The sequence below is a fragment of the Chromobacterium sp. HL1 genome, from assembly GCF_057418835.1.
Map to the genome: position 1 here is coordinate 274,113 of NZ_CP162399.1, position 24,751 is coordinate 298,863.

Annotated in this window: 28 protein-coding genes; 18 read left to right on the top strand and 10 right to left on the bottom strand. The window is 61.9% G+C overall.

The window, feature by feature from the left end; genetic code table 11:
• The first annotated feature begins 3 nt into the window (after nt 1–3).
• The 14 genes from rpsN to rplQ all read left to right on the top strand — a co-directional run bounded on the left by rpsN (nt 4) and on the right by rplQ (nt 7,396).
• Complete coding sequence (gene rpsN, locus AB1Z25_RS01385; protein WP_081546296.1) at nt 4–309, top strand: 30S ribosomal protein S14; 306 nt, start codon at nt 4–6, stop codon at nt 307–309.
• 14 nt (nt 310–323) lie between these two features.
• On the top strand, nt 324–719 hold the full coding sequence (gene rpsH, locus AB1Z25_RS01390) for a 30S ribosomal protein S8 (protein WP_019104495.1): 396 nt from the start codon (nt 324–326) through the stop codon (nt 717–719).
• A gap of 9 nt (nt 720–728) precedes the next feature.
• Nucleotides 729–1,262 (top strand): 50S ribosomal protein L6, encoded by a 534-nt coding sequence (gene rplF, locus AB1Z25_RS01395; RefSeq protein ID WP_019104496.1) that lies wholly within the window; start codon nt 729–731, stop codon nt 1,260–1,262.
• A 13-nt stretch (nt 1,263–1,275) separates the two neighbouring features.
• Complete coding sequence (rplR, locus tag AB1Z25_RS01400) at nt 1,276–1,629, top strand: 50S ribosomal protein L18 (RefSeq protein WP_048411919.1); 354 nt, start codon at nt 1,276–1,278, stop codon at nt 1,627–1,629.
• 13 nt (nt 1,630–1,642) lie between these two features.
• Complete coding sequence (gene rpsE / locus AB1Z25_RS01405; protein ID WP_043594101.1) at nt 1,643–2,161, top strand: 30S ribosomal protein S5; 519 nt, start codon at nt 1,643–1,645, stop codon at nt 2,159–2,161.
• On the top strand, nt 2,154–2,339 hold the full coding sequence (rpmD, locus tag AB1Z25_RS01410; RefSeq protein WP_011137715.1) for a 50S ribosomal protein L30: 186 nt from the start codon (nt 2,154–2,156) through the stop codon (nt 2,337–2,339). The genes rpsE and rpmD overlap by 8 nt, the downstream gene beginning before the upstream one ends.
• Before the next feature lie 3 nt (nt 2,340–2,342).
• Nucleotides 2,343–2,774, top strand: coding sequence for a 50S ribosomal protein L15 (gene rplO / locus AB1Z25_RS01415; RefSeq protein WP_048413704.1), 432 nt, complete (start codon nt 2,343–2,345; stop codon nt 2,772–2,774).
• An 11-nt stretch (nt 2,775–2,785) separates the two neighbouring features.
• Nucleotides 2,786–4,105: a preprotein translocase subunit SecY gene (gene secY, locus AB1Z25_RS01420; RefSeq protein WP_039755684.1), complete on the top strand. Its 1,320-nt coding sequence runs from the start codon at nt 2,786–2,788 to the stop codon at nt 4,103–4,105.
• Between the two features lie 262 nt (nt 4,106–4,367).
• On the top strand, nt 4,368–4,481 hold the full coding sequence (rpmJ, locus tag AB1Z25_RS01425) for a 50S ribosomal protein L36 (RefSeq protein WP_011137711.1): 114 nt from the start codon (nt 4,368–4,370) through the stop codon (nt 4,479–4,481).
• Nucleotides 4,482–4,551: 70 nt separating this feature from the next.
• A complete protein-coding gene (gene rpsM / locus AB1Z25_RS01430) occupies nt 4,552–4,914 on the top strand; it encodes a 30S ribosomal protein S13 (protein ID WP_048411917.1) in 363 nt (120 codons plus the stop codon).
• A 19-nt stretch (nt 4,915–4,933) separates the two neighbouring features.
• Nucleotides 4,934–5,329, top strand: a complete 396-nt coding sequence (rpsK, locus tag AB1Z25_RS01435; RefSeq protein ID WP_008955659.1) for a 30S ribosomal protein S11 — start codon at nt 4,934–4,936, stop codon at nt 5,327–5,329.
• An 18-nt stretch (nt 5,330–5,347) separates the two neighbouring features.
• A complete protein-coding gene (gene rpsD / locus AB1Z25_RS01440; RefSeq protein ID WP_043594097.1) occupies nt 5,348–5,968 on the top strand; it encodes a 30S ribosomal protein S4 in 621 nt (206 codons plus the stop codon).
• Nucleotides 5,969–5,991: 23 nt separating this feature from the next.
• Complete coding sequence (locus AB1Z25_RS01445; protein ID WP_039755788.1) at nt 5,992–6,975, top strand: DNA-directed RNA polymerase subunit alpha; 984 nt, start codon at nt 5,992–5,994, stop codon at nt 6,973–6,975.
• A gap of 25 nt (nt 6,976–7,000) precedes the next feature.
• A complete protein-coding gene (rplQ, locus tag AB1Z25_RS01450) occupies nt 7,001–7,396 on the top strand; it encodes a 50S ribosomal protein L17 (RefSeq protein WP_048411916.1) in 396 nt (131 codons plus the stop codon).
• A gap of 112 nt (nt 7,397–7,508) precedes the next feature.
• On the opposite strand, the gene AB1Z25_RS01455 is transcribed toward rplQ, so the two are convergent.
• From AB1Z25_RS01455 to AB1Z25_RS01465, 3 genes are read right to left on the bottom strand one after another with little or no spacing between them, the layout of a single operon-like run.
• A complete protein-coding gene (locus AB1Z25_RS01455; protein WP_107797930.1) occupies nt 7,509–8,420 on the bottom strand; it encodes a glutaminase in 912 nt (303 codons plus the stop codon).
• A gap of 52 nt (nt 8,421–8,472) precedes the next feature.
• Nucleotides 8,473–9,270, bottom strand: coding sequence for an MOSC domain-containing protein (locus tag AB1Z25_RS01460; protein ID WP_107797931.1), 798 nt, complete (start codon nt 9,268–9,270; stop codon nt 8,473–8,475).
• A 35-nt stretch (nt 9,271–9,305) separates the two neighbouring features.
• Nucleotides 9,306–10,703: an aminotransferase-like domain-containing protein gene (locus AB1Z25_RS01465; protein WP_486636434.1), complete on the bottom strand. Its 1,398-nt coding sequence runs from the start codon at nt 10,701–10,703 to the stop codon at nt 9,306–9,308.
• A gap of 267 nt (nt 10,704–10,970) precedes the next feature.
• Here AB1Z25_RS01465 and AB1Z25_RS01470 point away from each other — a divergent pair, with 267 nt between their 5' ends.
• The 4 genes from AB1Z25_RS01470 (at nt 10,971) to AB1Z25_RS01485 (ending at nt 17,663) form a co-directional block, all read left to right on the top strand.
• Entirely contained in the window at nt 10,971–12,827 is a 1,857-nt protein-coding gene (locus AB1Z25_RS01470; RefSeq protein WP_227106585.1) for a methyl-accepting chemotaxis protein, read from the top strand.
• Nucleotides 12,828–13,005: 178 nt separating this feature from the next.
• Entirely contained in the window at nt 13,006–14,322 is a 1,317-nt protein-coding gene (gene aptA, locus AB1Z25_RS01475) for an omega-aminotransferase AptA (RefSeq protein ID WP_486636435.1), read from the top strand.
• A gap of 42 nt (nt 14,323–14,364) precedes the next feature.
• Nucleotides 14,365–15,852 carry a CoA-acylating methylmalonate-semialdehyde dehydrogenase gene (locus tag AB1Z25_RS01480; protein WP_486636436.1) on the top strand — a complete coding sequence of 496 codons (1,488 nt, stop codon included), beginning with the start codon at nt 14,365–14,367 and terminating at the stop codon, nt 15,850–15,852.
• A 173-nt stretch (nt 15,853–16,025) separates the two neighbouring features.
• Nucleotides 16,026–17,663, top strand: a complete 1,638-nt coding sequence (locus tag AB1Z25_RS01485) for a methyl-accepting chemotaxis protein (RefSeq protein ID WP_486636437.1) — start codon at nt 16,026–16,028, stop codon at nt 17,661–17,663.
• Between the two features lie 168 nt (nt 17,664–17,831).
• Here AB1Z25_RS01485 and kynA read toward each other — a convergent pair whose 3' ends face one another.
• The 7 genes from kynA to miaB all read right to left on the bottom strand — a co-directional run bounded on the left by kynA (nt 17,832) and on the right by miaB (nt 24,712).
• On the bottom strand, nt 17,832–18,674 hold the full coding sequence (gene kynA / locus AB1Z25_RS01490; RefSeq protein ID WP_227106592.1) for a tryptophan 2,3-dioxygenase: 843 nt from the start codon (nt 18,672–18,674) through the stop codon (nt 17,832–17,834).
• A gap of 166 nt (nt 18,675–18,840) precedes the next feature.
• Entirely contained in the window at nt 18,841–20,325 is a 1,485-nt protein-coding gene (lnt, locus tag AB1Z25_RS01495; protein WP_486636438.1) for an apolipoprotein N-acyltransferase, read from the bottom strand.
• 269 nt (nt 20,326–20,594) lie between these two features.
• On the bottom strand, nt 20,595–21,446 hold the full coding sequence (locus AB1Z25_RS01500; RefSeq protein WP_486636439.1) for a CorC family transporter: 852 nt from the start codon (nt 21,444–21,446) through the stop codon (nt 20,595–20,597).
• A gap of 3 nt (nt 21,447–21,449) precedes the next feature.
• A complete protein-coding gene (gene ybeY / locus AB1Z25_RS01505; RefSeq protein ID WP_107797937.1) occupies nt 21,450–21,956 on the bottom strand; it encodes an rRNA maturation RNase YbeY in 507 nt (168 codons plus the stop codon).
• Nucleotides 21,937–22,923: a PhoH family protein gene (locus AB1Z25_RS01510; RefSeq protein WP_107797938.1), complete on the bottom strand. Its 987-nt coding sequence runs from the start codon at nt 22,921–22,923 to the stop codon at nt 21,937–21,939. The genes ybeY and AB1Z25_RS01510 overlap by 20 nt, the downstream gene beginning before the upstream one ends.
• A gap of 82 nt (nt 22,924–23,005) precedes the next feature.
• Nucleotides 23,006–23,293 carry a YciI family protein gene (locus tag AB1Z25_RS01515; RefSeq protein ID WP_107797939.1) on the bottom strand — a complete coding sequence of 96 codons (288 nt, stop codon included), beginning with the start codon at nt 23,291–23,293 and terminating at the stop codon, nt 23,006–23,008.
• Nucleotides 23,294–23,377: 84 nt separating this feature from the next.
• Complete coding sequence (gene miaB / locus AB1Z25_RS01520; RefSeq protein ID WP_107797940.1) at nt 23,378–24,712, bottom strand: tRNA (N6-isopentenyl adenosine(37)-C2)-methylthiotransferase MiaB; 1,335 nt, start codon at nt 24,710–24,712, stop codon at nt 23,378–23,380.
• Nucleotides 24,713–24,751: the final 39 nt, after the last annotated feature.

Genomic DNA, 24,751 nt, shown 5'->3' on the forward strand with positions numbered 1-24,751 from the left:
CACATGGCAAAACTTGCACTGATTCAGCGCGAAGAGAAGCGTGTCAAGCTGGCTGCAAAATTTGCTGCCAAGCGCGAAGCCCTTATCGCGACTATCAACAATCAAAGCCTCTCGGAAGAAGAGCGCTTTGCAGCTCGCCTGCAACTGCAGCAGCTGCCGCGCAATGCTTCCCCGGTTCGCCAGCGTCGTCGCTGCGCCATCACCGGTCGTCCGCGTGGCGTATTCCGCAAATTCGGTCTGGGTCGTAACAAACTCCGTGAAATCGCTCTGAAGGGCGAGATTCCGGGGGTTGTGAAGGCCAGCTGGTAATAGGAGACACATAAATGAGCATGCACGATCCTATTTCCGATATGTTGACCCGCATCCGCAACGGCCAAATGGCTTCCAAGGTGGCAGTTTCCATGCCGTCTTCCAAGCTGAAAATTGCGCTGGCGCAGGTGTTGAAAGAAGAAGGCTACATCGAAGACTTCGCCGTTGCCGGCGAAGAGAAGAAGCCTGTTCTCGATATCCAGCTCAAGTACTATGCTGGCCGTCCGGTGATTGAGCGCATTGACCGCGTCTCCCGCCCTGGCCTGCGTGTGTACAAGGGCTCCACCGAAATCCCGAAAGTCATGAATGGCTTGGGCGTGGCTATCCTGTCCACCTCCAAAGGCGTTATGACTGATCGCAAAGCGCGCGCGGCCGGCATCGGCGGCGAGTTGCTGTGCGTCGTGGCTTAAGGGGGTCAAATGTCTCGCGTAGCTAAGAATCCCGTAGTCATCCCGGCTGGCGTCGAAGTGAAGTTCGGCGCTGCAGAAGTGACTGTTAAGGGCGCCCTGGGCTCCCTGAGCACCGCTCTGTGCGAAGAGGTAGATGTCAAGCTGGACAACGGCCAACTGACATTCGCCGCCAAGAACGACAGCAAATTCGCTCGTGCCATGTCCGGCACCCTGCGCGCGCTGCTGAACAATATGGTGACCGGCGTGTCCAAAGGCTTCGAGAAGAAGCTGCAGCTGGTAGGCGTGGGCTATCGTGCCCAGGCTCAAGGCGACACCCTGAACCTGTCTCTGGGTTTCTCCCACCCGGTGGCTCATCAAATGCCTGAAGGCGTTAAAGCTGAGACCCCGAGTCAGACCGAGATCCTGATCAAAGGCGCTGACAAACAGCGCGTTGGCCAGGTGGCTGCCGAAATCCGCGCTTACCGCGCTCCTGAGCCGTACAAAGGCAAGGGCGTTCGTTACGCTGATGAGGTTGTGGTTCTGAAAGAAACCAAGAAGAAGTAACTGAGGCACTGATATGGACAAGAAACAAGCTCGACTCCGCCGCGCACGTAAAACCCGTGCCCGGATCGCGGAGCTCAAGATGGTGCGTCTCACTGTGTATCGCACCAATAGCCACATTTATGCCCAGATCGTTGATGAGACCGGCAGCAAAGTACTGGCCAGCGCTTCTTCGCTGGAAGCCGACGTGCGCGCTGATCTCAAAAATGGCGGCAACGTGGCAACTGCAGCCGTGATCGGCAAGCGCATTGCTGAAAAAGCAAAAGCTGCTGGCATCGAGAAAGTTGCTTTCGACCGCTCTGGTTTCAAATACCACGGTCGTATGAAAGCGCTGGCTGACGCCGCTCGCGAACACGGTCTCGTATTCTAATTCGGAGTGAAGAATGGCTAAACACGAAACGGAAGATCGTGGCGACGGTCTGGTCGAGAAAATGATCAGCGTCAACCGCGTCACCAAAGTGGTTAAAGGCGGCCGTATCATGGCTTTCTCCGCCTTGACCGTGGTTGGTGATGGCGATGGCGGAATCGGCATGGGTAAGGGCCGTTCCAAGGAAGTTCCGGTTGCCGTACAAAAGGCAATGGAACAAGCTCGCCATAACATGGTTAAGGTTCCGTTGAAAAACGGCACTTTCCACCACACTGTGGTTGGCAAGCACGGCGCTACTACTGTATTCATCCAGCCCGCTAAAGAAGGTACCGGTGTAAAAGCCGGCGGCCCGATGCGCGCTATCTTTGATGCTATGGGTGTTCATAACGTCTCGGCGAAAATTCATGGTTCCACCAACCCGTACAACGTGGTGCGTGCAACTCTGGATGGTCTGAGCAACATCAACACCCCGGCGCAAATCGCCTCCAAGCGTGGCCTGAGCGTCGAGGACATCCTGGGGGTGAGCCATGAGTAACGCCAAGACTGTAAAGGTCACTCTGGTAAAGAGCCTGATCGGTCGCCTGGAGTCTCACAAGGCTTGCGCCCGTGGTCTGGGTCTGAAGAAGATTCGCCAGACTGTTGAAGTGCTCGATACCCCTGAAAACCGTGGCATGATCAACAAGATCAGCTACTTGTTGAAATTCGAGGGCTAAGCGATGCTGCTGAACACTGTACAGCCGGGTGCCGGCGCCAAGCATGCCAAGCGCCGTGTAGGCCGTGGCATCGGCAGCGGCCTGGGCAAGACTTGTGGCCGCGGTCACAAAGGTCAGAAGAGCCGTGCAGGTGGTTTCCACAAGGTTGGTTTCGAAGGCGGTCAAATGCCGCTGCAACGTCGTCTGCCGAAGCGCGGCTTCAAGTCGCTGAACGCAGGCAAGGTTGCCGAGATTCGCCTGTCCGAACTGAACCTGCTGCCGGTTGATGAAATCGACCTGCTCTCTCTCAAGCAAGCTGGTCTGGCTTCCATCCAGGTGACTTCCGCCAAGGTGGTGCTGTCCGGCAAGATTGAGCGCGCAGTAAAACTGCGCGGCGTTGGCGTAACTGCCGGCGCTCGCGCCGCCATCGAAGCTGCCGGCGGCAGCGTAGAATAAGGCAATAATCTGTGGCGAATACTTCTCTAGTGGCAAATGCCAATAAGTTTGGTGATCTCAAGCGTCGAATCTGGTTCCTGATTGGTGCCCTGATCGTTTATCGCATCGGTGCCCACATTCCGGTTCCGGGTATCAACCCTGCCGAGCTAGCGAAGTTGTTCCACTCATCGCAGACGGGCCTGCTCGACATGTTCAACATGTTCTCGGGCGGCGCCCTCTCGAGGTTTACGGTGTTTGCCATCGGCATCATGCCGTACATCTCCGCCTCCATCATTCTTCAGCTTGCCTCCGAGGTTCTTCCGAGTCTCAAGCAGCTGAAGAAGGAGGGCGATGCGGGACGTCGTAAGATAACCCAGTACACACGTTACGCCACCGTTTTGCTCGCGACTTTCCAAAGTTTCGGCATTGCGGTGATGCTGTACAAGCAGCCTAACCTGGTGGTGACTCCGCAGTGGGAGTTCTACCTGACGACAGTCGTATCGCTGGTAACCGGCACCATGTTCCTCATGTGGCTGGGCGAGCAGATCACCGAGCGCGGAATTGGCAACGGTATTTCGTTGATCATCTGCGCGGGTATCGCCGCAGGCGTTCCGGCTGCGATCGGCAAGACCTTGACTCTGACCAGTCAGGGTTCTTTGCCCATCCTGTTTGCCGTCGTGTTGTTTGTCGGAGTGATCGTAGTGACTTATGTGGTGGTGTACGCCGAGCGCGGCCAACGCAAAGTCCTGGTGAACTACGCCAAGCGGCAGGTAGGCAATCGCGTCATGCAGGGCCAGAGCACGCATCTGCCGCTCAAGCTCAACATGGCGGGGGTGATTCCGCCGATTTTCGCGTCCAGCATCATCCTGTTCCCGGCCACCGTTCTCGGTTGGTTCGGCCAGGGCGAGCACATGGGCTGGTTGAAGGGCATTGCAGACAAACTGCATCCCGGTCAGCCGATCTACGTGCTGCTGTATGCGGCGGCCATCGTCTTCTTCTGCTATTTCTACACGGCGTTGGTATTCAACCCGAAGGAAACGGCTGACAACTTGAAGAAGAGCGGTGCTTTCATCCCGGGTATTCGTCCAGGTGAGCAGACTTCCCGATACATCGAGAAGATCATTCTGCGGCTGACGCTGATTGGTGCGATCTACATCACACTGGTCTGCTTGCTGCCGGAATTCCTGATCTTGAAGTGGAACGTACCGTTCTACTTCGGCGGCACCTCGCTGCTGATCATCGTGGTGGTTACCATGGATTTCATGGCGCAGGTACAGTCTTACGTGCTGTCGCATCAGTACGAGAGCTTGCTGAAGAAGGCCAACTTCAAAGGCAACGCGCTCACGCGCTGACAACTTGAGCTCACGCTGGGTTATTGGCTAAGGAAGACACCATCCAGATGCAGTGCGAAATTCCGAAGTTCGCTTCGGAGTTTTGCTTGTGAATGGACACGTGGTAACCGGGCACTTCAGACGGGGTGCGATTGCGAAGGCATTCGCATCCAATCTGACGGCGGTTTGGGGCGAGGGGAATCCCCCCCGGTCCTGCCTGTCCCGGATAGTGTTCCGTGCGAAATAACGCACTTGCTCTTTTAGAGGATTGAAAGGAACTGACATGCGAGTACAGCCTTCGGTAAAGAAGATTTGCCGCAACTGCAAAATCATTCGTCGCAATCGCGTAGTTCGCGTGATTTGCACGGATCCGCGTCACAAGCAAAAACAAGGCTAACATTTGTTAGACCTGGATTTGCGTGTTACAATCGCAAACTTTTCAAGGTCTTAAGGCTTAAGGAAAGAGTATGGCCCGTATTGCAGGGGTAAACATCCCCAATCATGCGCATGCCGTTATCGGCCTGCAGGCAATTTTTGGCATCGGTCAGACTCGCGCCCAGCAGATTTGTGCTGCTGCCAGCGTGAACCCTTCCACGAAAGTGAAGGATCTGACGGACGCCGAGATGGAAACTCTGCGTGACGAAGTCGCCAAGTTCACCGTTGAAGGTGATCTGCGCCGCGAAGTCACCATGAGCATCAAGCGTCTGATGGACATGGGCTGCTATCGCGGCTTCCGCCATCGTCGTGGCCTGCCGTGCCGCGGTCAGCGCACTCGCACTAACGCTCGTACCCGCAAGGGACCGCGTAAGGCGATCGCCGGCAAGAAGTAATCAATAGGAACAACAGATAATGGCTAAAGCAAACACAGCAGTTCGTGTACGCAAGAAAGTGCGCAAGTCTGTTAGCGAAGGTATCGTGCACGTGCACGCTTCGTTCAACAACACCATCATCACGATCACCGACCGTCAAGGCAATGCATTGTCTTGGGCTACCTCTGGCGGCGCTGGTTTCAAGGGCTCGCGCAAGAGTACACCCTTTGCTGCTCAAGTAGCAGCAGAGCACGCTGGTAAAGTTGCCCAAGAATACGGTGTGAAGAACCTCGAAGTTCGTATCAAGGGCCCGGGTCCGGGTCGTGAATCCGCTGTTCGCGCACTCAACGCGCTGGGTTTCAAGATCACCAGCATCTCCGACGTGACGCCGGTACCGCACAACGGTTGCCGTCCGCCCAAAAAACGTCGTATCTAATTCGGAGAGTGTGAGAACATGGCACGTTATATCGGCCCTAAGTGCAAACTCGCTCGTCGTGAAGGCACCGACCTTTTCCTGAAGAGCGCACGTCGTGCACTGGATTCCAAGTGCAAACTGGATAGCCCTCCGGGCCAGCATGGCGCTCGTAAGAGCCGCCTGTCTGACTACGGTGTGCAACTGCGTGAAAAGCAGAAAATCCGTCGTATTTACGGTGTACTCGAGCGTCAGTTCCGCAATTACTTTGCGGAAGCTGTGCGTCGCAAAGGCTCCACGGGTGAAAACCTGCTGAAGCTGCTCGAGGCCCGCCTGGACAACGTTGTATATCGCATGGGCTTTGGCTCCACTCGCGCCGAAGCGCGCCAGCTGGTTAGCCACAAGGCTATCGTTGTGAACGGCCAGGTTGTGAACATTCCGTCCTACCAGGTTAAAGCCGGTGACGTAGTGTCCGTCCGTGAAAAAGCCAAGAAACAGGCCCGTATCGTAGAAGGTCTGGCTCTGGCCGAGCAGGGTGGTTTCCCGTCTTGGGTCCTGGTTGACTCCAAGAAAATGGAAGGCACTTTCAAATCCGCTCCGGAACGTTCCGAACTGTCTAGCGATATCAACGAACAACTCGTTGTGGAATTCTACTCCAAGTAATCGCTAGCTCTTAGGGAATGACTATGCAAAACAGCGCTTCGGAATTTCTGAAACCTCGTCTTATCGACGTTCAGCCGGTTTCCGCCACTCACGCTCGTGTGTCGATGGAGCCGTTCGAGCGCGGCTACGCTCATACTCTGGGTAACTCGCTGCGCCGGATTCTGCTGTCGTCGATGCCGGGCTATGCTCCGACCGAAGTGACTATCGCTGGCGTTTTGCATGAGTATTCCGCACTTGATGGCGTGCGCGAGGATGTCGTTGACATCCTCCTCAACCTCAAGGGCGTAGTGCTTAAGCTGCATGGTCGTGACAGTGTCGTTCTGTCCTTGAAAAAGGACGGCGAAGGCGCTGTCTTGGCTGGCGATATCGAACTGCCGCACGATGTGGAAGTGATCAATCCGGACCACGTGATTTGTCACATCTCCTCTGGCGGTAAGATCGACATGGAGATCAAGATCGAAAAAGGCCGCGGCTATCAGCCGGTGTCGGTTCGATCCAATCATGAAGACAACCGTTCCATCGGTACCATTCAACTGGACGCTTCCTTCTCGCCGGTTCGCCGCGTGAGCTTTGCTGTGGAAAGCGCCCGTGTTGAGCAGCGTACCGACCTCGACCGCCTGGTGCTCGATATCGAGACCAACGGCGTAATCGAGCCGGAACAGGCAGTGCGCAACGCTGCCCGTATTCTGATGGATCAACTGTCGATCTTTGCCGATCTCCAAGGCACAGCGGTTGAAGAAGTCGTTGAAAAGGCGCCGCCGATCGATCCGATCCTGCTGCGTCCGGTAGACGATCTTGAACTGACGGTTCGTTCGGCCAACTGCCTGAAAGCTGAGAACATTTATTACATCGGCGATCTGATCCAGCGTACTGAAACCGAGCTTCTGAAGACTCCGAACCTCGGCCGCAAGTCGCTGAACGAGATCAAGGAAGTTCTCGCTTCCAAAGGCCTGACTCTCGGGATGAAACTCGAGAACTGGCCGCCTGCTGGCCTCGAAAAGCCGTAAGGTTTGAGATAAAAGGACATTAACAATGCGTCATCGTTACAGTAATCGTAAACTGAACCGCACGACCAGCCATCGTCTGGCGATGCTGCGTAACATGGCCAACTCGCTGCTGAAGCACGAAGTGATCGTGACCACGCTGCCGAAAGCCAAGGAACTGCGTCGTGTGGCCGAGCCGTTGATCACGCTCGGCAAAAAGCCGTCTCTCGCCAACCGTCGTCTGGCGTTTGACCGCACTCGTGACCGCGATATCGTGGTTAAACTCTTCGACGTGCTCGGCCCGCGCTTCTCCGCCCGCAACGGCGGCTATGTGCGTATCCTGAAGTACGGTTTCCGCAAGGGCGACAACGCCCCGATGGCTCTGGTAGAGCTGGTGGACCGTCCGGAAGATGCCGTAGCGGTTGAAGACAACTCCGCCGAGTAATCGACGAAGTTGAGGAAAAAGCCAGGCGCAAGCCTGGCTTTTTTCATTGCCGTAAAAGAAAAAACCCGCTTCGAGCGGGTTTTTCTTTGTGGGCTTTTATAAAGGGGCGCGCTTAAAAAATCGATAAGCCGGTACGCGTGGTGAAGCGATCCAGCGCTTCCAGGCCCAGCACCGAGTTGCCCTTGCCGTCCAGTTCCGGGCTCCATACGGCGATGCTCATCTTGCCGGGAATGATGGCGAGCATGCCGCCGCCGACCCCGCTTTTCACCGGCAGGCCCACGCGGTAGGCGAATTCGCCGGCGGCGTCGTAAGTGCCGCAGGTCAGCATCACCGCGTTGATCTGCTTGGCCTGGCTGCGGCTCAGCGATTGCCGGCCGTCGCGGGTAATGCCGTGGTTGGCGAGAAAGAGCCCGGCATTGGCCAGTTCCACGCAGTTCATCGCGATGCTGCAGCTGTTGAAGTATTGCTGCAGCACGGTCTCCACCTCGTTGTCGAGGTTGTCGTAGCTTTTCATGAAGTGGGCCAGCGCCGCGTTGCGGTGGCCGTGGGCGCGTTCGGATTCGGCGACGCGGGCGTTGCCGCACAAGGTGGCGTTGCCGGACTCCTGCCGCAGGCGGGCCAGCAGCGCGCCGTGGGCGTCTTCAAAATGGCTGACGGCGCGGTCGGTCACCACGAGGGCGCCTGCGTTGATGAAGGGATTGCGCGGCACGCCGTCCTCGTACTCCAGCTGCACCAGCGAGTTGAACGGGTTGCCAGACGGCTCCTTGCCGACATGGCTCCACAGGGCGTCGCCGTCCGCCTCCAGCGTCAGCGCCAGCATGAAGGCCTTGGAAATGCTCTGGATGGAGAAGGGGACGGCGGCGTCTCCGCAGCGGTAGTGCCGGCCGTCCAGAGTGGTGACGGCCATGCCGAACTGGCGGGGCGGCACTTCGGCCAGCGCCGGGATGTAATCGGCGACGCGGCCCTGGCCGTAATAGGCGAGGACTTCGGCGTGGATTTGATCGAGTAGGTCTTGCAGATTCATTAATCTATTCAGCATAAGGCGGTAAAAACGCCGGCGGACCGGCGTCGGACAATCAGAACTCGTAGCGGGTTTCCAGCACGCTGAACTCGGCGCCCAATTCCAGCAAGCCTTCATTGCGCGGCACCAGGTTGACGCCGAAGCAGACGCCTTCCGGCAAGGTGCGAATGCTGACCAGGGTGCGCAGCGGCTGCTGTTCCGGCGATTTGATCCCGGTATCCGGATCCACCGTGGTCAGCACGCAGCGCGAGCAGGGCTTGGCGACGTCGAACACCACCTCGCCGATCTGGACCACCTTCCAATCGTCCTCTTCCCAGGCGTAATCGCCGCTGACCACCAGATTGGGGCGGAAGTGGCGCAGCGATACCGGCTGGTCCAGCTCGTCGTTGAGCGCGTCCAGCGAGGCCTGGTTCACCAGCAGATAGGGGTAGCCGTCGGCGAAGGACATCGCGTGCTCGCTGTCCTTCAGCCGGCGATTGGAGCGCATGCCCAGCCACAGCAACTGGCAGGGCTCGCCCAGCACCTCGCTGAACCAGAGATCGACGGCGGCGTCGCCGTGATAGGCGGCGAAGTTGTCCTTCCATACCGTAGCCGGCGCTTCTTGCTGGTATTGGGTGCTCATCGCCAGCACCGGCGCCTTGCCCGGAAATTTGAACAGGGCGCCGCCGGGAATCAAGTCCACCTCCACGCGCACCAGCTGCGGGTGGGAGCGGGCGGTGAAGAAGCGGCCGTTGTCGCCGGCCAGCAGCCATTCGCGGTCGTGCAGCAAGCCCTGCTTGCCGGCGAAGGCGCGGCTGTAGGACAGGCCGCGACAGGATTTCAACGGATGGACGAACATTTCGACAAGTTGCATGGAGGGCTCCGCTAAGCTGTGGTCAGGGCATGGTATCACTGCGGCGGGCAACTCAGAAAATCCCACAGCCTACGATCCTGGCTGAAAGCGACGTTGAAGCGCAGCCAATCCGAGGGCATGCCGTAGGCGCGGAACAGATGGCCGGGCGCGAGCAGGATTTTGTGTTGCTGGGCCTGCTCGGCCAAGCGTCTGGCGTCCAGCCCCCCGGGCGGGCGGGCCAGCAGGAACAGGCCGTTGGACGGACGCGCGAACAACTGCCAGCCGTGTTCCAGAAACAGCTGCTGGCATTGGGCCTGAGCTTCGGACAAGCGCGCGCGCAGCCGTTCCAGCTGGCGGCGGTAGCGGCCCTCGGACACCAGTTCCAGCGCCAGCCTCTCGTTCAATTCCGGCGAGGTCAACCCGGACATCATCTTGTAATGGACGATGCGTTCGAGCAGATCGGACGGGCCGCATAGATAGCCGACGCGCAGTCCCGGCGACAGCGATTTGGAGAAGCTGTCGATGTAGAGCACGCGTTTGAGGCCGTCCAGCGCCGCCAGCGCGGGTTGGCGGCCGCCGGCGAAGTCCGCGGACACATTGTCCTCCACGATCAGGAAATCGTGCTCCTCGGCCAGGCGCAGCACCTGGTGGGCGACCGACGGCGAGTAGCTGGCGCCGGTGGGGTTTTGCAGCCAGGGATTGGTGAAGAAGGCGCGCGGCCGATGCTGGAGCAGCAGCGCGCGCAGTTGTTCCAAGTCGGGCCCGTGCTCGGTCCAGGGCACCGGCACCAGCTTGAACTCGCGAAACGCCAGGCAGGACAGCAGATTGCAATAGCCGGGATCGTCCACCAGCACGGTGTCCCCGGCCTGCAGCAGCGCGCAGGCGGCCATGTCCAGCGCGCGGCTGGCGCCCTGGGTCAGCGCGATGTCGTCGGCTCGGGCGGGGATGCCGCGTTCGGCCAGCCGGTCCGCCAAATGCTCGCGCAAGGGCAGAAAGCCCTTGGGGTCGCCGTAGCCGGGCGCGGCGACGGCGTCGCGGGCAAGCTGCCGCAGCGCTTTTTGCTGGGCCTCGGCGTCGTACCAGTGCGAGGGCAGCCAGCCGCAGCCCGCGAACAGGGTGTTGGCGTCCTGCTGGTAAATCTTGCGCAGCAGCCAGTATTCGTCCACCGGCCAGACGCGCGGCGCGGCGGGCAGATCGGGCGGCCGGCTTTCCCGCCTTCCCTCCACGTAAAAGCCGGAGCCGGGCCGCGCCGCCAGATAGCCCAAGGTCACCAGCCTATCGTAGGCCTCGACCACGGTGAAGGGACTGACGCCCAGCTCCCCGGCCATTCTGCGAATAGATGGGATTTTTGCGCCTTTGCGCCACTGACCGCATTGAATGGCGGAAATAGCTGAATTGACTATATTTTCCACCAGGGTAATGCCTTCCGCGGGCATAAGATTCAGGCTGGCCATTGCGCGTTAATTGAGCATCATTGATATTGGGCCTGTCCGTTGAGAACAGCTTGTGATAAATATCTCGTCATAAGCCGGATGGCATGTTGCAGCCGCCAATCTGTATGTTTTTTGTTGAGCTTTGCAGGCGAAACGGCTAAGACAAGAACAGAGCCTACCGGCATCGAGAATGATCATAACAGCGCTTTGTCGTGAATTGACAAGCAATCGCGGCAAGCCAAGTCGAATTGGGGATGGAGGACGGAAATGCGCTCTTTGCGTGTAAAGTTGATTGTATTCATTGCGGTGCTGCTGGTTCTGCTGGGCGCCATCATTACGACCCTGGTCTACACCCAGATGCGCAACGAGATTGTCCAGGGCGTGGATAACGAGTTGTCCAGCACCTCGCGCGGCTACGCCAACCTGGTCAAGGACTGGTACGGCAGCAAGGTCAAGGTGGTGATCGCCGGCAACCCGGTGGTGGGCACGCCCGAGCCCATGCCGATGCTGGCGCGCCTGAGCCAGGCCGGCGGCTACGACATGACCTATATCGGCACCGCCGATCACAAGATGATCCGTTCCGACTTCAAGCCGCAGCCGGCGGGCTACGACCCGGTGGCGCGGCCCTGGTATCAGCAGGCGCAGGCCAGCGGCAAGCCGGGCGTGTCCGATCCCTATGTCGATTTCGACACCAAGAAACTGGTGGTGACCTTCGTGTCGCCGGTGTTCGACGGCTCCACGCTGAAAGCGGTGGTGGGCGGCGACATCTTCATCGACGACTTGGTCAAAACCGTGCTGTCCGCCAAGCTGCGCGGCAACGGCTACGCCTTCCTGGTGGACAAGGCCGGCAAGGTGATCGCCCATCCGGACACCACGCTGACGCTGAAGCCTCTGGCGGAGAAAGTGCCGGCGCTGACCGGCGAGAAGCTGGTGCAGTTGTCCACCAGCAGCGCGATGGAGGAGATCGAAGTCAACGGCGAAACCAAGCTGGTGCAGGTGGACCCGGTGGAGGGCACCAACTGGCTGCTGGGCGTGATGATAGACAAGTCCGTGGTCAGCGAGCCGCTGGAAAAACTGTTGCTGACCGTGGTGGGCCTGGGCGCGCTGTGCGTGGTGGTGCTGATCCCGGTGGCCAGCGTGATGCTGAGCAAGATGTTGGCCGGCCTGGGCCGCTTGCGCAACGCGATGTTGGAGATCTCCAAGGGCGAGGGCGATTTGACCCGACGCATCGAGGTGCAGGGCCAGGATGAGATCGCCGAAACCGCGACCGCGTTCAACAGCTTCATCCATCGCTTGCAAAGCATGTTCGTGGCGGTGCGCACCGAGGCGGAAAACGTCACCAACGGCGTGCAGAGCGTGGCCACCACGGTGGATCAGGTGGCGCGCGATTCCCGGCAGATTTCCGACGTGTCCAGCTCCAACGCCGCGACGCTGGAGGAAATCACCGTCAGCATCTCCCATATCGCCGACGCCGCGCGCGAGGCGGATTCGCTGGTCAACCACACCGGCACCGTGTCCAGCGAAAGCGCCGACGAAATGCAGCGCATCTCCCGCGAGATGAACAGCACGGTGGAGGCGGTGAAGGGCTTGTCCGGCATGTTGGTGTCGCTGGATCAACGCTCGCAGCAAATCAGCGGCATCACCAATGTGATCAAGGATATCGCCGATCAGACCAACCTCTTGGCCTTGAACGCGGCGATCGAAGCGGCGCGCGCCGGCGAAATGGGCCGCGGCTTCGCGGTGGTGGCGGACGAAGTGCGCAAACTGGCCGAGCGCACCGGCCAGGCCACGGTGGAGATTTCCAGCATGGTCAGCACCATCCGCGAGGAAACCAGCCAGGCGGTGACCAATATGCAGCGCACCGTCAGCTCGGTGGACGACGGCGTGGAACTGACCGACAGCGCGGTGCAGCGCATCGAGCAGATCCAGCAGGCGATGCAGGAAGTGATGGCCAAGATGAACGAGATCACCTTGTCCACCAGCGAGCAGCACAAGGCCACCACCTTGATCGCGCAGAGCACCGAGCAGATCAACGGCCGCATCGTCGACAGCGACGGCGCCCTGCAGACCGTGCACGACACCTTGAACGATTTGTCGCAGGCGGCCAAGGATATGCGCCAGTTGTTCTCCAGCTTCCGCGTTTAAGCGAGCTGACGCGACACAGAAAACCCGGCTGCGGCCGGGTTTTTTCATGGTCTTGGACTGTATTGGCGATTTGGCCGGTACGGGATTGAGCAAATCCGCGCAAACTGTACCTGTAATTGTATTGGTGCAGCCGCTAGATTAGTTGTCATCATTCGGCCGAGAGCCAGGGGAGACAACGATGAATCAGCCGCAGATGGACGCGTTCTGGATGCCCTTCACCGCCAACCGCCAGTTCAAGAGCGCCCCGCGCATGCTGGTGAGCGCCGACGGCATGTATTACACCGACGACCAAGGCCGCCAGATCCTGGACGGCAGCGCCGGCCTGTGGTGCGTGACCGCCGGCCACAACCGCAAGCCCATCGTCGAGGCGGTGCAGCGCCAGGTGGCGACGCTGGATTACGCGCCGCCGTTCCAGATGGCGCACCCCAAGGCCTTCGAGGCCGCCGACAAGCTGGTGGCGATGGCGCCCAAGGGCTTGGGCAAGGCCTTCTTCGTCGGCTCCGGCTCGGAGGCGGTGGACACCGCGCTGAAGATGGCGGTGGCCTATCACCGCGTGCGCGGCGACGCCGCCCGCGTCAAGCTGATCGGCCGCGAGCGCGGCTATCACGGCGTCAACTTCGGCGGCGTCTCGGTGGGCGGCATGGCCGGCAACCGCAAACACTTTCCGGTGTCCCTGCCGGCGGTGGACCATTTGCGCAGCACCCATGATCTGGCGCGCAACGCCTTCAGCCGCGGCGAGCCGGAGCACGGCGCCGAATTCGCCGACGAACTGGAAGCGCGCATCCTGACCCTGCACGATCCGTCCACCATCGCCGCCGTCATCGTCGAGCCGATGGCCGGATCCACCGGCGTGCTGATCCCGCCCAAGGGCTATTTGCGACGCCTGCGCGAAATCTGCGACCGCTACGGCATCCTGCTGATCTTCGACGAGGTGATCACCGGCTTCGGACGCCTGGGCGCGGATTGGGCGGCCAACAAGTTCGGCGTGCTGCCGGACATCATCACCTGCGCCAAGGGCCTGACCAACGGCGTGGTGCCTATGGGCGCGCTGTTGGTGAAGCCGGAGATCCACGATGCCTTCATGGCCGCCGCCGGCGAGCGCATGATCGAGTTCCCCCACGGCTACACCTATTCCGCCCATCCGCTGGCCTGCGCCGCGGCGATCGCCTCGCTGGACCTGTACCGCGAGGAGCAGTTGTTCGAGCGCGCCGCCGGCTTGTCCGCTTATTTCGAGGAGCGCGCGCACGCCTTGCGCGGCCAGCCCTACGTCAAGGACATCCGCAACCTGGGCCTGGTGGCCGGCATCGAAATGGACAGCCGCCCCGGCGCGGCCGGGCAGCGCGGTTTCGACGTCTTCCTCAAGTGCTGGGAACAAGGCGTGCTGGTGCGTTTTACCGGCGACATCCTGGCGGTGTCGCCGCCCTTGATCATCGAAAAGCACGAGATCGACCGGCTGTTCGACACCATCGCCTCCGCCTTGCGCGCCTGCGAGTAAGCGCGGCGCCGAATACTCAACTCATTCGAATCGGAACATAAGATGCAAACCATTCCTCATTACATCGGCGGCGAACGCTGCGAAGGCCGGAGCGGCCGCTTTGGCGATGTCTACAACCCGGCGCTGGGCAGCGTCGCCGCCCGCGTGCCGCTGGCGAGCCCGGACGAGGTGCAGGCCGCGGTGGCGGCGGCGCGCAAGGCCTTTCCGGCCTGGGCGGAAACCTCGCCGCTGAAGCGGGCGCGGGTGATGTTCAAGTTCAAGGAGCTGCTGGAGCAGAACCAGCAGCGCTTGGCGGCGCTGATTTCCAGCGAGCACGGCAAGGTGGTGTCCGACGCCATCGGCGAAGTCGCCCGCGGCCTGGAAGTGGTGGAGTTCGCCTGCGGCATTCCGCAATTGCTGAAGGGCGAGTTCACCGAACAGGTGGGCGGCGGCATCGACAGCCATTCCATGCGTCAGCCGCTGGGCGTGGTGGCCGGCATCACCCCGTTCAACTTCCCGGCCATGGTGCCGCTGTGGATGTTCCCGGTGGCCTTGGCCTGCGGCAACTGCTTCATTCTCAAGCCGTCCGAGCGCGACCCGTCCGCCGCGCTGCTGCTGGCCGATCTGTTGCAGCAGGCCGGCCTGCCTGCCGGCGTGTTCAGCGTGGTGCACGGCGACAAGCAGGCGGTGGACGCCTTGCTCGCCCATCCCGACATCGCCGCGCTCAGCTTCGTCGGCTCCACGCCGATTGCCCAGTACATCTACGAAACCGGCGCGCGCCACGGCAAGCGGGTGCAGGCGCTGGGCGGCGCCAAGAACCACCTGGTGGTGATGCCGGACGCGGATCTGGACGGCGCGGTGGAGGCCTTGATCGGGGCCGCTTACGGCTCGGCCGGCGAGCGCTGCATGGCGATCTCGGTGGTGCTGGCGGTGGGCGACATCGGCGACGCGCTGGTGGAGCGGCTGGCCGAGCGCGCGCGCAATCTGAAGATAGGCGTGGGCGACGACGCGGCGGCGGAAATGGGCCCGCTGGTGACGCGCCAGCACTTGGACAAGGTGACGGGCTATGTCGAGCAGGGCGTGGCCGAAGGCGGGCAGCTGGTGGTGGACGGCCGCGGCTACCGCCATCCCGGTCACGAGGACGGATTTTTCCTGGGCGGCTGCCTGTTCGACCATGTGACGCCGGAGATGAGCATCTACAAGGAGGAAATCTTCGGACCGGTGCTGGCGGTGGTGCGGGTGCCGGACTTCGACAGCGCGGTCAGCCTGATCAACGCCCATCCCTTCGCCAACGGCACCAGCATCTTCACCCGTTCCGGCGGCGCCGCGCGCGAATTCAGCCACCGCATCCAGGTGGGCATGGTGGGCATCAATGTGCCGATCCCGGTGCCGATGGCATTCCACAGCTTTGGCGGCTGGAAGGCTTCGCTGTTCGGCGACCATCATATGCACGGCCCGGAAGGCGTGCGCTTCTATACCCGGATGAAGACGGTGACCAGCCGCTGGCCGGCCAAGATGACCGCCGAATTCGTGATGCCGACGATGAAGTAAGGATGGAATGACGACTCTGGACGCGTGCTCGCGTTCAGTTGAAACCCGGAGCGATCCGGGTTTTTTTTATGCTGTTGATATTTTTCATCGAAATGTATCAAACTGGGATTAATCGCATAAAAAGAGCGATCAGCGCTGTCTAGAATAAGCTAACAAGGTGTGGGGAGATGGAAATGAACAAAACAACAATGAGCCTGCGCGGCCGTTTGCTGCTGCTTTTGGTGGCGATGGCCCTGCTGGTGACGGCGATAGGCGTGTTGTCGGTGATGCGCGAGCGGGACACCATGTTGCTGGACCGCAAGGACAAGACGCGCAATCTGGTGGAATCGGCGGCGGCCTTGGTGACGTCCTACGAGAAGATGGCGGCGGACGGCAAGATGAGCGAGCCGCAGGCCAAGCAACTGGCGGCGGCGGCGCTGAGCAGCATGCGTTACGACGAGCGCGAGTATTTCTTCGCCTTCGACAAGGGCCTGACCTATGTCGCTCACGGCGTGAAGCCGGCCTTGATCGGCAAGAATCTGCACGGGGTCAAGGAGGGCAGCGGCCAGGACATGGGCCAGTTGTTCGACCAGGCGCTGAGCGCCGGCGGCGGCAAGGGTTATGCCGCTTATGTCTGGGACAAGCCGGGCTTCGACGCGCCGCAGCCCAAGATCTCCTATTTGATGACCTCGCCCGGCTGGGGCTGGGTGCTGGGCACCGGCATCTATCTGGACGATGTGGCGGCCGCCTATCACAAATCGCTGTTCAACCTGGCGCTGGAAGTCGGCGTGATCCTGCTGCTGCTGGCCGGTCTCGGCGGCTACATCATGCGCAGCGTGCTGGGCCAGCTGGGCGGCGAGCCGGCGGTCACCGTGGACATCGTCAAACGCATCGCCGCCGGACAGCTGGATATGGACGTGCCGGTGAAAGCCGGCGACCGCGACAGCCTGCTGGCCAATGTGGCCGGCATGCAGGGGCAGTTGCGGCAGCTGGTGGGCGACATCGCCGCCGCCGCCAGCCGGGTGTCGGAGATGAGCGCCGACGTCAGCAGCCACGCCAGCGAAGTGGCCAACGGTTCGGAGAAGCAAAGCGAGGCGGCCACCTCGATGGCGGCGTCGATCGAAGAACTGACCGTCAGCATCAACCATATTTCCGACCGCGCCCAGGACGCCCGCAATCTGTCCGAGCAATCCGGCGAATCGTCGCAGCAGGGCAGCGAGGTGATTTCGCGCGCGGTGGCGGAAATGCGCCGCATCAATGAATCGGTGGAACTGGCCGCCAGCACCATCAACGAGCTGGTGGACAAGGCGCAAGTGATCTCCGGCATCATGCAGGTGATCAAGGACATCGCCGATCAGACCAATCTTCTGGCGCTGAACGCGGCGATCGAGGCGGCGCGCGCCGGCGAGCAGGGCCGCGGCTTCGCCGTGGTGGCGGACGAGGTGCGCAAGCTGTCCGAACGCACCGCCCAGGCCACCGAGGAGATCGCCGGCATGATCGCCGAGATCCAGCAAAGCTCCACCCAGTCTCACGGTTCGATGGAAGAGGCGGTGCGGCGCGCCAAGAACGGCCTGGAACTGGCCGAGCAGGGCGGCGAGGCGGTGGGCGAGATCCGTCAGAGCGCTGGCGGGGTGCTGGGCGTGGTCAACGATATTTCCCACGCGCTGAAGGAGCAGGGCACCGCCAGCCAGGACATCGCCCAGTACGTCGAACAGATCGCAATGAGCTCCAGCAAGAACGCGCAGGCGGCGTCCACCGCTTCGGCGGCGCTGGCGGACATGAACCAGCTGGCCGGCAATCTGCGCGGGCTGGTGTCGCGCTTCCGCTGTTGAGCCGGCGGCGCGCTAGGCGGCCTTAGAGCCGATTCGAAATCTCGCGGGCGAGAGCGAGACAAGGTGAAAACCGCTGAGAACGCCGAATGCAGGTTTACTGCATGAGCGTTTCGAAGCGGTACTCACCGTGCAACGCGTCACGACGCGCAGCCGATCGTAAGCAGGTTCTTAGCGGCCGATCTCGGTGCGCACGTCCAGCAACTCCGGGAAGAAAGTCAGCTCCAGCGCCTGCTTGAGGAAGCGCACGCCGCTGGAGCCGCCGGTGCCCTGCTTGAAGCCGATCACCCGCTCCACCGTCTTCATGTGCCGGAAGCGCCACAGGTGGAAGTATTCCTCCACGTCCACCAGTTTTTCCGCCATCTCATAGGCTTCCCAGTGCTGCTGGGGCTGATCGTAGATCAACTTGAACAGCGGGATCAGTTCCGGGTTGCGCTGATAGGGCTGCGACCAGTCGCGTTCCAGGCTGGAGGCCGGCACCGGCAGGCCGCGCCGCGCCAGATGGCGCAGGAATTCGTCGTACAGGCTGGGCGCGTCCAGGATGGCCTTCAGCGAAGCGTGTTTGTCCGCTTCATGGGCGAACACGTTCAGCATCGCCTGGTTCTTGTTGCCCAGCAGGAATTCGATGGAGCGGTATTGATGCGACTGGAAGCCGGAGGAATTGCCCAGCACGTCGCGGAATTCCATGTACTCCGACGGCGTCAGCGTTTCCAGCACCGCCCATTGCTCGAACAGCAGACGCTGGATCTGCTTGACCCGCGCCAGGCATTTGAAGCTGGGGCCCAGCGTGTCCTGCTGGACGAAGCGCACCGCGGCCTGCAGCTCGTGCAGCATCAGCTTCATCCACAATTCCGATGTCTGATGCTGGATCACGAACAGCAACTCGTCGTGATGCGGCGGGTTGGACAGCGGTTTCTGACAGGCCAGCAGCTCGTCCAGGCATAGATAGCCGCCGTAGCTCATGCGCTCGGAAAAGTTGGTGACGATCCCGGCTTCCAGTTTTCTCTCGTTCATGGTGTTTCCCTTGTAGAGGCGGCGCGTCGTTTCTTGGTGTGTGTCCGGTACGGGACCGGTTTCGCGTCGCCGGCGAATGATGATCGGGAATCCGGGGCCGAATGTCAAAACGCGCGATGTTCCTGTGTGGAAACATCGCGCGTTTGCGGTGTGAGGGCTACAAGGCTCAGGGCCGGTGTTTGCGGCCCAGCAGCATGGCCAGCAGCAGCAGCGCCGCGCAGCCTATCAAGACCGGCATATTGCCGTGGCGCATATAGGGCGTCAGCCCCTGGCGGCCCTGGGCGAAGCCCTGCAGCACCTGGCGGGTGTAGGGCGCGGCCACCGCGGCGATTTCGCCGTCCGGGCGGATGATGGCGGTCATGCCGTTATTGGTGGCGCGCAGCATGTAGCGGCCGTTTTCCATCGCGCGGGCCTGGGACAGCTGCAGGTGCTGGCTCATCGCCACGCTCTTGCCGAACCAGGCCAGATTGCTGACGTTGGCCATGATGCTGGCCTGGGAGGCCGGGCCTGTCAGCTCTTCGCCGAAGCTGTCCTCGTAGCAGACGTTGAAGGCGATCTTCTCGCCGGCCAGCGCCAGCGGCGGCTGATTGGCGCCGCCGCTGCTGAAGCCGGACATCGGCATATTCATGAACTGGTAGATCCAGCCGATCAGGCCGGGCACCGGGATGAACTCGCCAAAGGGCACCAGATGGTCTTTGGCGAAGAAGGGCCGGCCCGGCGTGGTCAGCGCCACCACCGCGTTCAAATAACCGCGGCCGTCGTTGGTGCGGCGTGGCACGCCGGTGGCCAGCGCCATGCCGGCGCGTTGGGCCTGGCCTTCCATCATGCTCAGATAGCCGGACGGCAGGTCGTCGAGGAAGAGCGGCAGCGCGGTTTCCGGCAGCAGCATCAGGTCGGCGCGGGTGGTGGCCACTTGCTGGTAATACACGCGCAGCGATTCTTCCAGGTTTTCCGGCGACCATTTCAGTTCCTGAGCGATATTGCCCTGGGCCAGCGCCACGCTGATCGGCTTGCCCTGCGGCTGGGTCCATTCCACGCTCTTGAGCCAGAAACCGTTGCCCCACACCGCCAGCGCGGCGACCAGCAGGCCGGCGCGCATCTTCCAGCCGCTGTGGATCATCAAGGCCAGCGCGCCGGCGGACAGCGCCACCAGGTAGGTGACCAGGTGGGAGCCGCCCAGCGGCGTATAGCCGGCCAGCGGGCTTTCCGTGATCTGCGAGTAGCCGGCGGCGGCCCAGGGGAAGCCGGTCAGCACCCAGCCGCGCAGCCATTCCCCCAGTTCCCACAGCGCCGGGAAGGCCAGCAGCCAGCGCTGCCACGGCTTGGCGGTGACGCGGGCGCTCAGCCACATCGCGAGGCCCGGGTAGAGCGCCAGATAGGCCGGCAGCAAGAGCACCAGCGGCAGGGCGATCCAGGCCGGCAGGCCGGCCACGTCGTGCAGGCTGTTGTAGATCCAGTTGAAGTTGCTGGTGTAGGCGGCCAGACCCCAGACATAGCCGATCCAGAACGCGCGCTGCGGGTGGCGTTGAGTCAGGTCGGCCAGCGCCGCCAAAGACAGCGGCATGATCCAGAATAGCCGATAGGGGGCGAAGGCGAACAGTGTGAGGCTGCCAGCCAAGGCGGCTGCCAGCAGGACCAGTAAAGTGCGCATGGTAGGCATCAGGCGAAGCCGGCCGGCAAAAGCCGGCCGACGGATTGTCAAATAGCTGATCTTCATCTTAGGAGCGGGCGGCGCGGGCTCCAAGCCCAATCCGGCCGCCGGCTTCCGGCAGCGGCGTTCAGCGTCTGTTCACGCTCTTGCGAGCGTGGGCGAGACAAGGCCGAAACGGCTGGGAAAGCGCAATGCGCAGGCGGCGCATGGGCGTTTCTCAGCCGTGCTCAAGCCAGGCCTCCGCCGCGAAGCGGAAGGCGCGCCGCTTCTCAGACCTCGCTGGTTTCCCCGGCCTGAATCCGCTCCACCAGCAGGGTGTCGACGCGGCGGTTGTCGGCGCGCAGCACGGTGAAGCGCAGGCCGGCGGCTTCCACCGCCTCGCCGCGCTTGGGCAGGTGGCCGGTCAGCGAGATCACCAGGCCGCCGACGGTGTCGACGTCGTCGTCTTCGAAATCGGTTTCAAAGTAATGATTGAAGTCCTCGATCTCGGTCAGCGCCTTGACCCGGTAGCGCTGATGGCCGCGCACCGGCAGGATGTCTTCCTCTTCGTCCTCGGTGTCGTATTCGTCCTCGATGTCGCCGACGATCTGCTCGATCACGTCCTCGATGGTCACCAGGCCGGACACGCCGCCGTATTCGTCCACCACCACCGCCATGTGATTGTGGGTGGCGCGGAAATCGCGCAGCAGCACGTTCAGCGGCTTGGACTCCGGCACGAACACCGCCGGGCGCAGCACTGCCTTCAAGTCGAAGCTGGCCGGCGCGTGGAAATAGCGCAACAGTTCCTTGGCCAACAGAATGCCCAGCACGTCGTCCTTGCTGTCGCCTATCACCGGAAAACGCGAGTGTCCGGAGTCGATCACCATCGGCAGGAAGCGGGTGATCGGGTCGTCGCAGCTGATCACGTTCATCTGGCTGCGCGGAATCATCACGTCGCGCACGGTCAGCTCGCTGACTTCCAGCACGCCCTCGATCATGCCGAGCGCTTCCGCATCCAGCAGATTGCGCTCGAAGGCGTTGTGCAAGAGCTCGATCAACTCTTCGCGATCTTCCGGCTCGCGCAGCAACATGGTGGACAGGCGTTCCAGCCAAGTCGGCCGCGGTTTACTGGGGTCTTCCATTTCTTAGAACTGCTCCTCTCGATAAGGGTCGGGATATCCTAGCCTCTGCATGATGACGGTTTCAAGCGCCTCCATGGTTTCGGCTTCGTCGTCTTGTTCGTGGTCAAAGCCTTGCAGGTGCAGCATGCCGTGCACCAACAGGTGGGCGTAATGCGCTTGCAGCGGTTTGTTTTGCTCGGCCGCCTCTTTTTCCACCACCGGCGCGCACAGCACCAGATCGCCGATCAAGGGCAGGCCGGGCACCGGCTCGCCCTCGTTGAGGGCGAAGCTCAGCACATTGGTGGCGTAGTCCTTGCCGCGGTAGTCATGGTTCATTTGGCGGCCTTCGTCGGCATCCACGATCAGGATGCTGACCTGGGCCTGTTTGACGCCGGCTTGCAGCGCCGCCTGGCTCCAGCGGCGCAGATCGGCGGGCCGCGGCAGCGCGGCGGTTTGACTGCGCACGTCCAGGCTCAGTTCCAGGCGCGCGGCCAGCCGCGCCAGCAGCGGGTTACGCTTGGCTCTTTTCATCTTGCTTGCTTTGGTATTGGTCGTAGGCGTCGACGATTTTCTGCACCAGCGGGTGGCGCACCACGTCGTCGCTCTGGAAATGGTGGAAATGGATGCCGCGGACCTTGTCCAGGATGCGTTCCACTTCGACCAGGCCGCTTTTCTGATGGCGGGCCAGATCGATCTGGGTCACGTCGCCGGTGATTACCGCCTTGGAGCCGAAGCCGATGCGGGTCAGGAACATTTTCATCTGCTCCGGCGTGGTGTTCTGCGCCTCGTCCAGAATGATGAAGGCGTTGTTCAGCGTGCGGCCGCGCATATAGGCCAGCGGCGCGATCTCGATCAGGTTCTTTTCGAACAGCCGGGTCACGCGGTCGAAACCCATCAGATCGTACAGCGCGTCGTACAGCGGCCGCAGATACGGGTCCACTTTCTGCGCCAGGTCGCCGGGCAGGAAGCCCAGCTTCTCGCCGGCCTCCACCGCCGGGCGCACCAGCACGATGCGCTTGACCGCGTCGCGCTCCATCGCGTCGACCGCGCAGCCCACCGCCAGATAGGTCTTGCCGGTGCCGGCCGGGCCGATGCCGAAGGTGATGTCGTGTTGCTGGATGGCCTTGATGTAGCGGCTCTGGCGCGGCGTGCGGCCGCGCAGATCGCCGCGGCGGGTCACCAGCACCGGCGCGTCTTCGTCGTCGGTCGCGGCCGCGGCGCCGTGGGGCGCGTGGCGGCGCAGTTCCACCAGGCACAGTTGCACGTCGTCTATCGACAGCTCCTGTTTTTCCGCCAGCAGATAGAGCCGGGTCAGCGCCTCCACCGCGGTCTTGGCCTGTTCGCCCTGGACGCGGAAACTTTCGCCGCGGCGCTGCACCGTCACGTCCAGGCCGGTTTCTATCTGTTTCAGGTTTTCGTCCAGCGGGCCGCACAGGCGGGCCAGCCGTTCATTGTCGACAGGGTTGAAGCTCAGGGGTTCGGCGTGCGATGTAGTCATGCGGCTCGTAGTCTGGGTCGTTGTCGGCGGCCCGCCGCGGGGCGGGACGGCCGATGGACAAGGGTTAGGGCTGCGGCGCTCATCAAATGTTCCGCAGACAATCCAGTTCCGGCGCGCTCATGCTGGCGTGGAACTCGGTGATTTCGTAGCGGGCGAGGCCGGCGACGGCGAAGGGGTCGCGCGCCAGCAGCGCTTCCAGCTCGGCGCGTTCGCCGCGCGCCAGGATCACGCCGCCGGTGCGCGGCGTCTTGCGGCCGGAGGCCAGCAGCAGGCCGGCGGCGTAGCCCTGCCGCAGCCAGGCGACGTGCGCTTCCAGCTGCGCGTCGATGTCGGACAGCGGGGCGATGTAGCTTAGCGAAACAATGAACATGGCGGCGTCAGCGTGAAGGGAAAGCGCCAAGCATACGCCGGCCCGCGGCGGCCGGCGCGAAAAAATGGCGGACGGGCGTCATGCTCAGGCGGTTTCCGCGATCAGCGCCTCGCCCACCAGCGAGTGGGGGCGGGCTTCGGTGATGCGCAGATCAATCATCTGATTGAGCAGGCGCGGGTGGCCGGCGAAGTTGACCACGCGGTTGTTGGCGGTGCGCGCCGCCAGCATGGCGGCGTCCTTCTTGGACACGCTTTCCACCAGCACGCGCTGCACCGTGCCCACCATCGCCTGGTTGATGGCGAAGCCCTTGGCCTCGATCACCTCGTTCAGGGCTTCCAGCCGGCGCACTTTTTCCGCGTGCGGGGTGTCGTCCGGCAGATTGGACGCCGGCGTGCCCGGACGCGGGCTGTAGATGAATACGTAGCTGAAGTCGACCTCCATGTCCTTGACCAGCTTCAGCGTCTGTTCGAAGTCGGCCTCGGTCTCGCCGGGGAAGCCGACGATGAAATCGGACGACAGACACAGATCCGGCCGCAGCGCGCGCAGCTTGCGGATGATGGATTTGTACTCCAGGCCGGTGTAGCCGCGCTTCATCGCGGCCAGCACGCGGTCGGCGCCGCTTTGCACCGGCAGGTGCAGATGGGACACCAGCTTGGGCAGCTTGCCGTAGCAATCGATGATGCGCTGGCTGAATTCGCGCGGGTGGCTGGTGGTGAAGCGGATGCGCTCCACGCCCGGCACTTCGTGCACGTATTCCAGCAGCAGCGCGAAGTCGGCGATTTCGCCGTCGGCCATCATGCCGCGATAGGCGTTGACGTTCTGGCCCAGCAGGGTGATTTCCTTGACGCCCTGGACGGCCAGACCGGCGATTTCGGTCAGCACGTCGTCGAAGGGGCGGCTGACTTCCTCGCCGCGGGTGTAGGGCACCACGCAGAAGGAGCAATACTTGGAACAGCCTTCCATGATGGACACGTAAGCCGCGCCGCCTTCCACCTTGGCCGGCGGGATGTGGTCGAACTTCTCGATTTCCGGGAAGGAGATGTCCACCTGGGAGTTGCCGCTGGATTGGCGCGATTTGATCAGGTCCGGCAGGCGGTGCAGGGTTTGCGGGCCGAACACCACGTCGACGTAAGGCGCGCGCTTGACGATGGTTTCGCCTTCCTGCGACGCCACGCAGCCGCCGACGCCGATGATCAGATCGGGCTTGGCCTCTTTCAGCGGACGGATGCGGCCCAGGTCCGAAAACACTTTTTCCTGCGCCTTTTCGCGCACGCTACAGGTGTTGAACAGGATGATGTCGGCTTCTTCCGGCTTGTCCGTCTTGATCATGCCTTCGGAGTCGGACAGCACGTCGGCCATTTTGTCCGAGTCGTACTCGTTCATTTGGCAGCCGAACGTCTTGATGTATACCTTTTTCATTGCAGCTAGATTCCAGCGTGTTTCAGTTCGCCGCCGGGC